Origin of the sequence: Mycobacterium sp. 23 (assembly GCF_048287075.1) — a bacterium.
GTDB lineage: Bacteria > Actinomycetota > Actinomycetes > Mycobacteriales > Mycobacteriaceae > Mycobacterium > Mycobacterium gordonae_B.
Genome location: NZ_JBLVUX010000005.1, coordinates 3,298,473 through 3,310,511, shown reverse-complemented (window position 1 = coordinate 3,310,511; position 12,039 = coordinate 3,298,473). Strand labels below are relative to the sequence as shown.

The window sequence follows — 12,039 nt, the reverse complement described above, 5'->3', positions numbered from 1 at the left end:
GGTGGTCAGCCCCCGGGCGCGGGCGCAGGGGCCGGCGCCGCGGAGGTGGGCGCCGCAGTGGGCGTGACCGGTGCCGCCGTCGTGGTCGGCGGTTTCTGCGTAGTCGTCGGCGGTGCCTGGGTGGTGGTCTGCTGAGTGGTGGTCGGTTGGGTCGTCGTCGTCGGCTGGGTCGTCGTGGTGGTGGGCTGGGTGGTCGTCGTGGTTGTCGTCGTCGACGAGGTGGTTGATGTGGTCGATGATGTGGTCGAGGTGCTGGGCGGGTTGGTGGTGGTAGAAGGCGTAGTGGTCACCGTGACGGGCGGTGGGGTGACCACCGTCTCGGTCGGGCTGTTGTCCGGCCCGGTCACGACGGTGGTGAAGGGCGGGGGCTGCGAGGTGGTCACTACCGGCTTGGCATTGGTCGGCCGCAGAGTCAGCGCCAGCACTACCGCGACGATGATGGCCGCGGCGGCGCCGGCGAGGCTGAGCAGGATGGCCGGACGCCGGTACCACAGTGGGACCTCGGGTTCGCCCGCGTAGCGGTCCTGTCGGGTCTCGGGGACCGCCGGGCCGGGAGGAGGCTCGACCGGACCGGTGTAATCGGCAGGCCCGGTGTAGGGGACCGGTTCCATGCCCGTACCGCTGTCTTCGGACCACGCCAGCGCCCGGTCGGTCTCCTGACGGGCACCGTCGGGAAAGGCCTCGGTGTCGACCGGCGCAGTCGGGGAAGCCAACGTCTCAGGACCGGCCGCGCCGATCATGCTTGTCGGCAGGCCGACTGCGGGGCCGATTCCGGTGGCCGCGCCCGCCGACGCCACTTGGGCGTCGCCCAGAGTGGCAGCGCCGACCGCTGCGGCGAACAGCGGTTGCGCGGTCGTGAAGACCGGCACCTGTAAGCGTTGCGACATCCTTGTGGAGATCAGTGGGATAGCGGCGCCGCCGCCGACGATCGCCACCCCGGCAAGTTGTCCAATTCCATTGCGCTGCAGCACTTCTGGAATAGAACCGAGGAACCTGTCCAACGGCGGTGCGATAAGCTCTTCGAATTCGCTGCGAGTCAGCCGCTGATCACTGGTGCCGGTAGCAACGGTCGCCACCGTAGCCGCGGAGAGTTGCTCCTTGGCGGTGCGGCAGGCGCTCAGCATCCGCGTCACCGAACCCATCGAAGTGGCGGTGTTGGATACGTCGGTGCTGTCGACGCCGGGGGAGGCGGCCAACAGGTGGTTGAGGATCAACTGGTCGAGATCGTCACCGGAGAACTCGCTGTAGCGGACCGTGCTGCCGATCTGCTGGAAGCCGGACCCGGCGTTGGCCAGTGTGACGCTGGTGCCGCCGGCACCGAAGTCACACAGCGCGACGACACCCTGCCTGGGGAACCCGGGTCGGGCATTGACCGCGGCCAGCGCCGCGGTCGCATCGGAGATCAACGTCGGCGTGCCGCCGTGAGCCGTCAGGTCGGGCTGCGCGAACAGTTCCTGGCGCAACGCGGCGACCTGGTTGTCTGACCAGTACGCGGGGACGGCGACCGTGATCGGCCGGCCGTAGCCCACGGTGCGCGCCATCGCTTCCAGAGCTTCGATGGTCAGCGCCTGTCCCAGGTATTTGGTCCCGTCGGCCGCCACCAGCGGCGCCGGGTCACCCACCCGTTCCACGAACCCGCGCAGAACCAGGCCGGGTTCGGTCAGATTCGGGTTCTCCTCGGGCAGCCCCACCTCGGATGGACGATTCTCGAACAACGTGACGATGGGTGTGCGAGAGACCGGGACGCTGCCGGAGCGGGCAGCCACCAGGTTGGCCACGCCGATCGACAACCCGAGCGGCTCGCTCATATCCACACCCTTCGTCGTCCCTTGTTCGCTGCGGTCGGGGCCGTTCCCCACCCTAGCCGTCGCTGGTAGGGCAGGACCGGCTCACAGTCCTGGCGGCAGATTGATGACGGTGGGTATGGCCGGCAACGTTATCTGCGACGGCAGCCTGGGAATCGCTCCGGGTCCCGGGGAATTGGCGGGCGTGGTGGTCGGCGATGCGCTCGTGGTGGTCGGCGTCGTCGTGGTGGGTGCGCTCGTGGTGGTTTCGGTGGTCGTCGTCGGGGTGGTCGTCGTCGTCGTTGTGGTCGTGGTCGTCGTCGTCGTCGTCGTGGTGCTCGGCGCTGCGCCGGAGGTGGTCGTAGTCGCCGGCGCCACCGTGGTCACGGTGGTGGTGACTGTTGCCGGGCTCGGCCGGCCACGTGCGAGCAGAACAATGCCATAGATGATCAGGGCGATCAGTACCGCTATCAGCACGCCCCAGCCGACCAGTGCGAGTGGTTTGCGCCAGCCCGGCGTGCGCTCGGGTTCCGGTTCGGGCGGGTAGCCACCGCCGGCCGGCTGCCCGTACCCGCCCCCGGTGGGCCCGTAGCCGTAGTTGCCGTAGGCGGTCGGGTCGTTGGCGCCGTATTCGGGCGGGTCGTACCTCGTCACGGGCGCCGACTGTATTCGTCAGCCCCGGTCACGTGGCTCAGCGCGCGCCGCCCGTGACCGATCAGCAACCAAACCTTGACCAAGTCCTAACGGGGCAGGTTGGGCAGGGTGATGGTGGGACCACCCGGAACCGTGATGGTCGATGGCAGCTGTGGCAGGTGCGGGCGATGGGTGGGTTGCTGGGTCGGCTGGGTACCCGGCGGCTGGTTTCGGGGCGGATTGGCCGGCGGAGCCGCGGTGGGCGTCGTCGGCGGTTCGGTGGTCGTGGTGGTGGGCTCGGTCGTGGTGGTGGTCGTGGTCGTCGCGGTGGTGGTGGAGCTGGTCGAGGTCGAGGTCGATGTCGTGCCGGGCGCCGGGCCGTTGCTCTTGTCGCCACCGAGGAGTTGGGTCACGCCGTAGGCGATCAGGGCGAGCAGGATCAGCACCAGGATGGCCCAGCCGATCAGCGTCACCGGCCTGCGGTACCACGGCCGACCCTCCTGGTCGGGATCCTCGGCTCCGAGCTGGTCGTACTGCTCCGGTGCGGCACCTTCCACCGTCGGCTGGTACTGCAGCGGCTGGCCGGGGTGACCGTGTTCCACGGTGGGCTGGTTCTGCAGCGGCGTGCCACCGGGCGGAGGCGGGCCTTCGACCGTCGGCTGGTGCTGGGGGCCCGGCGGCGGCCCCTGGGGAGGCCGGCCGTACGGCGGAGGCCCACCGGGAGGCGGGCCCTGCGGCGGTTGTCCGCCGTAGCCGCCGTACTGGGTGGGCTGATTGTTGAAGTCGTCTGGTGGGCCGTAACGTGCCACGGTTTCGATGTTATAGGTCGGGGCGAACATCGAGGGGCGGCGGGCGACGAACCCGGCGATGAATTTCACCAACCCCCGGTGTCTGTACGTGCAACCCATTTCCCGCAAATCCCGCGGGAAAATCCAGAAAAGGAAGGACCCGCCATGGAGTCGAGCGACTCACGCCCGCCGGTTCTGTTCATACACGGCGCATTCGGCCGTCCGGCACTGCTCAAGCCGTGGATCGACTTCTTCGGTCAGGCCGGATTCGATTGCGTCGCACCAGCTTTGCCGGGGCGCGAGCCGTCGGATGATGCGGTGCTGCGCCGCACCGGCATCGGTCAGCTCTTCGACACAGTCCTGCAGGCCTACGATCGCCTCGCCACGGCGCCGGTCGTCATCGGCCACAGCATGGGCGGGTTACTTGCCCAGAAGCTCGCGGCAGCGCGGGATCCGCGCGCTGTGGTGCTGTTGGCCTCGGTTCCGCCCGGCATCCTCTGGCCGCAGCTGAAACCGCTTCCGCACCTGGCGTCGCTGATGCCCAGCATCCTGGCAGGCCGACCGATTCTGCCGTCGCCCCGGACGATGCGCGAAGTTCCGCTGTGCACGCTGCCTTCCAGCGAGCAGGACGAGTTGATTCCCTTGCTGGTTCGCGATTCTGGGAAGGTCTACCGCCAGATGCTGGTCGGTGCCCCCGTCACGCGGGTCACCGCCGCAGATGTGACCTGTCCGGTGTTGTGCGTCAGCGCGGGCGAGGACCGAAATGTCGCGGCGCGGGCTTCACGGCAGATCGCCAAGCGGTACGGTGCCCAGCACCAGGTGCACCCCGGCCTACCGCACTGGATCATTGCCGAATCGGCGCTGAACGAGGTGGCCCCACCCGTACTCGAGTGGCTGTCGCAGACCCTCGACTCAGGCGGGTGACCTCCAGCCTCAGAACGTATCGACCTTCTCGATGCTGACGAACATGCCGTGGCCGGTGCCGTTGTTGGCGAAGCGGGTGCCCTCTTTGGTGGCCACGATGGTCCAGCCCTGCGCGTCGTAGGTCTTGTAGTCGATGGTGACGGTCGGGATGGCGCCGAGGTTGCCGAGCACCCACTGCACGTCTCCGGTCGACGTGATGTGGATTCCGTTGGCGTGCTCGCCGTCCTTGAGCGGTGAGTTGGTGAACGGCGCTTCGCAGCCCACGCTTTCCTGGTTGATCTGACAGCGCGTCATGCCCGACTTGGTTTCGATGAACACGTAGCCGTTCTGGTCCGGCTTGAGCGCAATGGTGCCGGGCGCCGGGTTGGTGGATGGCGGCTGCGTGGGGGGAAGCGCGATGGGCGTCGTCGGCGCCGCCGGCGCAGTGGCGCTGGGTCGGGGCGTCGGGAATGTCGGCTCGGCCGGACCCCGGCCGCCGGGGCTGGCCACCGGCCTGCCGTCGACGGTCGTACTGCATCCGGCGATGAGCACGGTGACGGCGAGTGGAACCCACCCAGCCTTGTGCAATAACCGCAACGTAATACTCCCGGGAATATCCGATATCAGCAGTCAGATTACGCACGGGAATACCCGACTCAGTGCAGTGACGCGCTCTTGGAACGACGCCGATGGCAAAGCGTTACGCGCTGGCTTCCGCCGCGGCGTCGCGCACCCGTCCGCGCACCACGAACCAGCCGCCGATGAGCGCCGGGATGCCGAACGCCATCGCGGCCAGCATCCAGCGGCCGTACACCTTGTCGAACATCATCAACACCAGCACACCGGCCAGGAAGGCCAGCGTGATCCATCCGGTGTACGGCGACAGCGGCATGCGGAATTTCGGGCGCTCCGCCTCCCCGGCTCTGGCGAGGTGATGGAACCGCAACTGGCACGCGACGATCGTCGCCCAGGCCACAATGACCCCGGTCGCCGCGATGTGCAGGACGATCTCGAAGGCGTGTTTGGGCGTCACGGCGTTGAGCCCGATGCCGAACAGGCCGATTCCCGCGGTGAGCAGGATGCCGCCGAAGGGCACGCCGTTCTTCGACATCGGCGCGGTGAACTTCGGGCCGCTGCCGTTGATCGCCATCGACCTCAGGATCCGGCCGGTGGAATACAGTCCCGCGTTCAGGCTTGACAGCGCAGCCGTGAGCACCACCAGGTTCATCAGGTCGTCGCCCCAGGAGATACCGAGCTTGTTGAAGAAGGTCACGAACGGGCTTTCGCCGTCCTTGTAGTCCGTGTAGGGCAGTAGCAGCGCGAGCAGGACCGTAGAACCGATGTAGAAGACCGCGATCCGGAAGACCACCGAGTTGATGGCACGCGGCATGACCTTTTCGGGCTCGGCGGTTTCCCCGGCCGCAATGCCGACGAGTTCGATTGCGGCGTATGCGAACACCACCCCTGACGTGACTAGGAGCAGGGAAAGTGGGCCGGTCGGCAACAGGCCGCCGTGGCTGCTCCACAGCGAAATCCCGGTGTCATGCCCTTCAATCTTGAATCGTCCCGCGAGGAAGACCGTGCCGACGATCAGGAACGTCACCAGCGCCAGCACCTTGACCAGGGCGGCCCAGAACTCCAGCTCGCCGAACAACTTGACCGAGATCAGGTTCATCGACACCACGACGATCAGCGCGACGAGGGCCAGCGTCCACTGGGGGACGACCTGGAACACCTTCCAGTAGCGGCAGTACTGCGCGATGGCGGTGGTGTCCACGATTCCGGTCATGGCCCAGTTCAGGAAGTACATCCAGCCGGCGGCGAAAGCCACCTTCTCGCCGAAGAATTCGCGCGCGTAGGACACGAACGAACCCGACGACGGGCGGTAGAGCACCAGCTCTCCGAGGGCCCGCAGGATCAGGAAGACGAAGACGCCGCAGATGCCGAAGACGATGAACAGCCCCGGCCCGGCCGAGGCGAGCCGGCCGCCGGCACCGAGGAACAGCCCGGTTCCGATGGCGCCGCCGAGGGCGATCATCTGTATCTGCCGGTTCTTGAGCGCCTTGTGGTAACCCGCGTCTTCGCGGTCCAACGCGCGCGCGGGCGCTGCCATCGCGTCAGGCTATCCCACGGTTGCCCGGTCGGCAGTTCACAGCCCCAGCAGTCGCTGCGCGTTGCGGTGGCTGATGGCGGCGCGCTCGTACCTGGTCAGCGGCAGCGCGTCGAGGAACTGCCGGGCCGCCGACATGGATCCGAAGGGATGGTCGGTGGAGAAGGCGACCCGATCTACGCCGACGTTGGCCACCAGGTTGGCGTAGGCGGCTTCATTGTTGAAGTTGGCGAAGGTGTACGTCAGGTTCTCGCGCAGGCAGGCACTGACCGGACGGCGCAGACCGGTCAGTTCCGGTCGCAGCGTGGCCTCGAAGCGCGGGATCATGAACGGCAGCGCCTCGCCCATGTGCCCGATGATGATCTGCAGGTCGGGGTGCCTGTCGAACACGCCGCCGAGGATGAGTCGCAGTACCTGGGTGCCGGTGTTGATGTGCCAGCCCCAGCCCACCGTCGCCAGCGCGAACGTCACCTCCTCGGAGAACCCGGCGTAGCACGACTCGATGACCGCCGCGGGCGGGATGGTTGGGTGCAGATAGATCGGAACCCGCAGCGCGGCGGCTCGTTCCAGGACGGGATCGAAATGCGGATCGTCGAGGTAGACGCCCCGGCAGTGGCCGTTGACCACCGCGCCGACGAAGCCATTCGCGATCGCGCGGGCGAGTTCGTCGGCCGCCGCGCCGGGCTCGCTGATCGGCAGTGCGGCGAATCCCGCCAGCCGCCCGGCATACCGCTGCACGGCGGCGGCGAGATCGTCGTTGCACCTGCGGGCCAGACGCACCGCCGCGGGCCCGTCGAGTTGCTCCACGCCGGGTGCGACCAATGACAGCACCGCCACGTCGACGCCGGCCTCGTCCATCTCCTTGATGCGGGTGTCTCCGAGATCGACCAGCGCCTCGCTGATGTCTGGCCGGGATTTCAGCCAGCCACCCGGGCCGTTGAGAAAATGTGTTGTGGCGTAATGCTCTTCGAGCGCGATGGTGCGCATCACGCCTCCAGGACCCGGGCGGCCGCGGCCCACCGGGGAGGTGCGTCGGCAGCCAGTCGAATGGTTTTGGTGTACCCGTATTCCGCCAGCGTCTCCTGTGCGTGCTCGCGGCCGAAACCGCTGTGCCCGATGCCGCCGAAACCGGTGCCGACGGCCACCCGCACATAGTTGTTGACGAAGACGGCACCGGCCCGGATCCGCCGGCTCACCCGGAGCGCGCGGTCGGAGTCCTGAGTGAAAACCCCTGCCACCAAGCCGAATTGGGTGTCGTTGGCAATCCGGACCGCGTCGGCCTCGTCGGCGAACGGGATGAGTACGACGACGGGGCCGAAGATCTCCTCAGTGGCCACCCTCATCTGAGGCGTGACGTCGGTGAGCACGGTCGGTGGCACATAGAAGCCGTCGGCCAGGCGGGGATCGTCGGGCAGGGGCGCCTGGGCGGCGACGCGGGCGCCCTCGGCGACGCCGATGTCCAGATAGTCCAGCACGCGCCGCTGCTGGGCCCGGGTGACCAGCGGCCCCACCTCGGTGTCCGGGTCCGCGCCATCACCCACCCTCAGGCGCTGTACGGCTGCGCACAGCCGCGTCGAGAACTGGTCGAAGATGCTGTGCTGCAGCAAGATTCGTGAGGAAGCCGTGCACGCCTCGCCCTGGTTGAAGAATCCGCCGTCGATCGCGGCCGGCAGGGCCCGGTCGATATCGGCGTCCTCGAACACCAGCAGCGGGTTCTTGCCGCCGAGCTCCATCAGCGTCGGTGTCAGGTTGTCGGCCGTGGTGCGCAGCACGGACACCGCCGTCGCCGGCGAGCCGGTGAAGGAAACCTTGCCCACCAACGGATGCGCGGCCAGCGCGGCTCCGACCTGCCCGCCGCCAGGTACCGCGTGTACCAGGTCGTCGGGGAGCGCCGAATTGATCAGTTCCACCATGCGCAGTACCACCGAGGGCGTCTGCTCCGGCGGCTTGAGCACGATTGCGTTGCCCACCGCCAGGGCTGGGGCGGTTTTGCCGGCGGTGTGGATGGGCGGCCAGTTGAACGGCACGATGCCCGCGATCACGCCGTACGGCTCCAGGGTCGTCACGTCGAACACCGGGCCGTAGTCGCGGGCCTGGCTCGGCAGCACCTCGACCACGCTGGCGAAATATTCGAAGATCGTTATGGCCGTCTCAACGTCGAACTGCCGCGCCTGGGTGACCGGTTTGCCCATCTCCCGGGATTCCAGCGCGGCGATCTCGTCGGCGTGGGCGCGAATGACGTCGGCGACCCTGCGCAGGTAGCGGCCCCGTTCGCGGGCCGGACGCTGCTTCCAGTGCTGCTGGGCGGCGAGGGCGGCCCGGACGGCCTGGTCCACCTGCTGGGATCCTGCACCCTGGATCCGGGTGACCGGTTGCCCGGTCGCAGGGTTGTCCACCACGAATTGATGCTCATCGCATTGCGATGACCAGCGGGTTTCGGTGACCTCCATCGGCCCGAAGGTACGCCGGCCGGCGTGATCACTGCCAGCGAAAGTTCTTGATCGGCGCCAGCACAGATGGTGATAATTCCTGCATGGAGCTGCGTCAGCTGGAGTACTTCCTGGCTGTCGCGGACAATCTGAGCTTCACCCGGGCGGCCAAGCGGCTGCATGTCGTGCAATCCGGCGTATCGGCGACCATCCGAGCGCTGGAACGCGAACTCGGCGCCGCTCTGTTCATCCGCGGGCCGGCCGGGGTTCGCCTGACGCCGGCGGGCGAACAGCTGCGACCCCACGCCCGCGCGACCCTCGACGCCGCCTCGGCCGCCAAGGACGCCGTCCACGCCACCCGGGGTGCGGTGCGGGGAACCGTCACCGTCGGCACGTTGACCTCGATCAACGTCATCGACCTGCCCAGCGTCCTGGCCGAACTGCACACCCGGCACCCCGAAGTGCGGGTCCAGCTGCGCGCCGCCCGCGCGGGAACGACGGGCCTGGAACGACAACTGCGCGACGGCGACCTGGACATCGCCTTCCTTGTCTTTCCCGGTGAGGTGCCGGCCGGACTCAACGCGCAGCAGGTGGCCGCCGTCAAGTTGCACCTGGTGGTGCCCGCCGAGCACCCGCTGGCCTCCGCTGCCTCGGTGACACTGGCCGAGTTGGCCGGCATGTCTTTCGTCGACGCCCCGCCGGGCTACGGCACGAGAATCGTCATCGACAGAGCATTCGCCGCCGCCGGCGTGGAGCGGACCGTCACCCTCGAGGTCGCCGATCTGGGGACGGCCGCGGCGTACATCCGAAATGGTCTGGGCATCGGATTCCTGAGCTGGACCATCCTCGACGACATCGACGACGACGGCCTGGTGACCGTCCCGGTCACCGATCAGGAGCTGTGTTGGCGGCTCTACGTCGCGACGTCGGCGACACGCCCGACCAGTGCTGCGGTGCGGGCGCTGCTGTCGCTGATCAAGGAGCGGACGTAGCCGATGCGCCATGGCGAGGTGCGCAACCTCGGTCCGATCGCTGGGACCGGTGCCCGCGGGGGCGTACCCGGCATCGGCGCGGTCGACCTCGGAGAGGTTGTGGAACTGCCCGACGGGTCGTATGTGGCCGTCTTCGGCGACTCGTTCGGCGGTGACAAGGTAGGCACTCACCCCCACTACCCGTCCGTCGCCGTGCCGGTGGCGTTCGACCCGGCCGGCCACCCGCGCTTCGGGATGCCGCTGACCGGGCCGAGGGGTAGCCGCAACCCGCTGTTCATCCCGCCACGGCAGGCGCGCGGCATGAACACGCTGCCGTCGGGCAGCGTCGTGGTCGGCGACCGGACCTACATGCTGGTGGTGGGCACCAAGGACCTGCGCACCGAGGGCGGGTCATGGTTGGTGGAAGTCACCGATCGTCCGGCGCGGGGCTGGAAACCGGTCAGAGGCTCGTGGCGTCCCGGCGACCATGCCAACGGCGGGCAGTCGCAGATCAGTGGCTACCAGGCCGCCGACGGCCGGGTCTACATCGTCGCCGATGCCTTCGACCGCAGCCGGCGCGTGACCCTGTACCGGACCGACCCCGCCACCTTCACCGACCGCTCCTCGTGGCGACCCTATGTGCGGCGGACCGACGGCGAGGCGGCCTGGGGGACGCCGGAAGAAACGGCGATCGCCCTCAGCGCCACCAATTTCGGTGAGCTCAGTTTCCGGGAGGTCGACGGTTGCGCCGTCCTCGCGGGATTCAACGTGCGCACCGGTCCCGATGGGGCGGTGGAGATATGGGTCGCGGACGGACCCACCGAAATCTTCAGCCAGGCCCCGCCTACGGTGCTCATGCAACAGAGCGATCCGGCGGGCCCGAACTTCGTGGCGCAGAACTACGGCGGCTATATCGTGCCCGGATCCACCCTGGCGCGAATGAAAATCTTTGCCAGTCAATGGAATACCCAAACCGACCGGCATGGTGTGCCGATCGGTGCGCCCTACAACACGCAGTTGGTCATCGCCAACGTCAGCCGTCGGCGCGCGCTGTGAGCGTCCGCGCCGCGACACCGAACATGGTCTGCTTGATCGCCCCCAGGGTGCCCGGGTCCTTGCTGCCCAGCGGGCGAAGCAGTTCCGTCGCGGCGGCAGTCACCGCGCCTTCGCCCGCGGTGGCGTCGACGATCCCGATGTCCGCTGCGTCGGCGCCGCCGAAGCGGCGCCCGGTGGTCATGGATGCCACCGCCGCCTGGGGCGTGAGCTTGGCCTGGATCAACGCGGCCATGCCCGGCGTGAACGGGATCCTGATGTCGGCCTCGGGAAAGCAGAAGAAGCCGCGGTCGGCGCGCATCACCCGAAAGTCGTGTGCGACGGCCAGCATTGCCCCGGCTCCGAATGCGTGGCCGACCAGCGCCGCCGCGGTGGGCATGGGCAGTGTGAGGACCCGTGCCAGCAGATCCTGCACCCTGCCGACGTACCACTGGGTTTGGTCGCCGTGCGCTCCGAGCCAGTCCAGGTCCAACCCGTTGCTGTAAAACTTGCCGGCAGCGGTGGTGACGAGCGCATGCGCACCGCTGGCTTCGATGTCGTCGAGGTGGGTGTTGATGTCGTCGAGAAAGCTTGGCGAGAAACGGTTCTCGTCGTCCCCGAGGTCGAGGACGGCGATCTTCTCGTCGTAGCTGAGGCTGATGGTCACAAATCTTCCCTTTCAGGTTGCCGAATCGGAGGCTCGATGTGCAGCACAGCACGCACCGCGGCGCGCAACTGTGCGCGTGCCGTCGCGCTGTGCAGGCGATCGCGACGCAGCAGGATCGCGGTCGGCAGGTCGACGATGCAGATCGTGATGGTGTCAACGGCGGCGGCGTCTTTGCGGTCCCAGACGCTACGGGCCAGCCGGATCATCAGGCCGACCAGCTGGGCCTCGAGATCCCTTATCTCAGTGCAGATGTCGTCGGGCAGATCGGAGCCGAGCAACTCTTGCCTGTCCATGGTCAGCAACAGCCGGCAGGAGTTCGGATATCGATCGGCAAAGGCGGCCGGGGTGTCTGCGGCGGCCGCGACGGCCTCGATGCCGGCGTCTGGGCCCGGTGCCGCGAGCGCCGCCTCGACCTGGGCGTTCTGCGCCTGCAGGAAGCGCCGGCCCGCTCTCAGCCAGGCCCGCGCCAGCAGTCCGGCCCGCGACCCGAATGTGTGATACAACGCCCCGTTGGAGACGCCGACGATCGAACTGATCGCGCGGATGGTCACCGCGGCCGGCCCGGACGCGACGGCCAGCGACTCGGCGGCATCGAGCACCGTGTCCGGGTCGTGGAGGCGAGGGCGCGGCATGGTCACGATAATAACAGAGCAATTGCTCTAAAATGTTCACGGCGAGTGTGACGCCCGCATCGGTTGTTCGCACCGGTAAAACGGGTAACC

12 protein-coding genes are annotated in these 12,039 nt (G+C 68.0%); 3 read left to right on the top strand and 9 right to left on the bottom strand.

The annotated features are described in order from the left end of the window. Nucleotides 1-5 precede the first annotated feature (5 nt). The 3 genes from ACNQS7_RS16680 to ACNQS7_RS16670 form a co-directional block, all read right to left on the bottom strand. Complete coding sequence (locus ACNQS7_RS16680) at nucleotides 6-1,808, bottom strand: Hsp70 family protein (RefSeq protein ID WP_418013396.1); 1,803 nt, start codon at nucleotides 1,806-1,808, stop codon at nucleotides 6-8. Nucleotides 1,809-1,889: 81 nt separating this feature from the next. Then, nucleotides 1,890-2,438, bottom strand: a complete 549-nt coding sequence (locus ACNQS7_RS16675; protein WP_418013395.1) for an oligopeptide transporter substrate-binding protein — start codon at nucleotides 2,436-2,438, stop codon at nucleotides 1,890-1,892. Between the two features lie 86 nt (nucleotides 2,439-2,524). Beyond that, nucleotides 2,525-3,226, bottom strand: coding sequence for a hypothetical protein (locus ACNQS7_RS16670; protein WP_418016025.1), 702 nt, complete (start codon nucleotides 3,224-3,226; stop codon nucleotides 2,525-2,527). A gap of 144 nt (nucleotides 3,227-3,370) precedes the next feature. On the opposite strand from ACNQS7_RS16670, the gene ACNQS7_RS16665 reads away from it, so the two are divergent. Then, entirely contained in the window at nucleotides 3,371-4,129 is a 759-nt protein-coding gene (locus ACNQS7_RS16665) for an alpha/beta hydrolase (protein ID WP_418013394.1), read from the top strand. 9 nt (nucleotides 4,130-4,138) lie between these two features. Here the strand turns inward: ACNQS7_RS16665 and ACNQS7_RS16660 are convergent, their stop codons facing one another. The 4 genes from ACNQS7_RS16660 to ACNQS7_RS16645 form a co-directional block, all read right to left on the bottom strand. Beyond that, nucleotides 4,139-4,711: a hypothetical protein gene (locus ACNQS7_RS16660; RefSeq protein WP_418016024.1), complete on the bottom strand. Its 573-nt coding sequence runs from the start codon at nucleotides 4,709-4,711 to the stop codon at nucleotides 4,139-4,141. A 97-nt stretch (nucleotides 4,712-4,808) separates the two neighbouring features. Continuing rightward, complete coding sequence (locus ACNQS7_RS16655) at nucleotides 4,809-6,221, bottom strand: amino acid permease (RefSeq protein ID WP_418013393.1); 1,413 nt, start codon at nucleotides 6,219-6,221, stop codon at nucleotides 4,809-4,811. A gap of 36 nt (nucleotides 6,222-6,257) precedes the next feature. After that, nucleotides 6,258-7,205 carry an amidohydrolase family protein gene (locus ACNQS7_RS16650; protein WP_418013392.1) on the bottom strand — a complete coding sequence of 316 codons (948 nt, stop codon included), beginning with the start codon at nucleotides 7,203-7,205 and terminating at the stop codon, nucleotides 6,258-6,260. Further along, on the bottom strand, nucleotides 7,205-8,668 hold the full coding sequence (locus ACNQS7_RS16645; protein ID WP_418013391.1) for an aldehyde dehydrogenase family protein: 1,464 nt from the start codon (nucleotides 8,666-8,668) through the stop codon (nucleotides 7,205-7,207). The genes ACNQS7_RS16650 and ACNQS7_RS16645 overlap by 1 nt, the downstream gene beginning before the upstream one ends. Nucleotides 8,669-8,751: 83 nt before the next feature. On the opposite strand from ACNQS7_RS16645, the gene ACNQS7_RS16640 reads away from it, so the two are divergent. Then, entirely contained in the window at nucleotides 8,752-9,639 is an 888-nt protein-coding gene (locus ACNQS7_RS16640) for a LysR family transcriptional regulator (RefSeq protein WP_055581568.1), read from the top strand. 3 nt (nucleotides 9,640-9,642) lie between these two features. Continuing rightward, a complete protein-coding gene (locus ACNQS7_RS16635) occupies nucleotides 9,643-10,674 on the top strand; it encodes a DUF4185 domain-containing protein (RefSeq protein WP_418013390.1) in 1,032 nt (343 codons plus the stop codon). Here ACNQS7_RS16635 and ACNQS7_RS16630 read toward each other — a convergent pair. Beyond that, nucleotides 10,652-11,317 (bottom strand): enoyl-CoA hydratase-related protein, encoded by a 666-nt coding sequence (locus ACNQS7_RS16630; protein ID WP_418013389.1) that lies wholly within the window; start codon nucleotides 11,315-11,317, stop codon nucleotides 10,652-10,654. The genes ACNQS7_RS16635 and ACNQS7_RS16630 overlap by 23 nt on opposite strands. Then, a complete protein-coding gene (locus ACNQS7_RS16625) occupies nucleotides 11,314-11,949 on the bottom strand; it encodes a TetR/AcrR family transcriptional regulator (protein WP_418013388.1) in 636 nt (211 codons plus the stop codon). Before ACNQS7_RS16625 ends, ACNQS7_RS16630 begins: the two co-directional genes overlap by 4 nt. Nucleotides 11,950-12,039 lie beyond the last annotated feature (90 nt).

Excerpts from the sequence above, each read along its gene's own strand:
- ACNQS7_RS16625 (WP_418013388.1), bottom strand. The coding sequence starts at position 11,949 with ATGCCGCGCCCTCGCCTCCACGACCCGGACACGGTGCTCGATGCCGCC.
- ACNQS7_RS16640 (WP_055581568.1), top strand. The coding sequence starts at position 8,752 with ATGGAGCTGCGTCAGCTGGAGTACTTCCTGGCTGTCGCGGACAATCTG.
- ACNQS7_RS16635 (WP_418013390.1), top strand. The coding sequence starts at position 9,643 with ATGCGCCATGGCGAGGTGCGCAACCTCGGTCCGATCGCTGGGACCGGT.
- ACNQS7_RS16650 (WP_418013392.1), bottom strand. The coding sequence starts at position 7,205 with ATGCGCACCATCGCGCTCGAAGAGCATTACGCCACAACACATTTTCTC.
- ACNQS7_RS16655 (WP_418013393.1), bottom strand. The coding sequence starts at position 6,221 with ATGGCAGCGCCCGCGCGCGCGTTGGACCGCGAAGACGCGGGTTACCAC.
- ACNQS7_RS16665 (WP_418013394.1), top strand. The coding sequence starts at position 3,371 with ATGGAGTCGAGCGACTCACGCCCGCCGGTTCTGTTCATACACGGCGCA.
- ACNQS7_RS16680 (WP_418013396.1), bottom strand. The coding sequence starts at position 1,808 with ATGAGCGAGCCGCTCGGGTTGTCGATCGGCGTGGCCAACCTGGTGGCT.
- ACNQS7_RS16645 (WP_418013391.1), bottom strand. The coding sequence starts at position 8,668 with ATGGAGGTCACCGAAACCCGCTGGTCATCGCAATGCGATGAGCATCAA.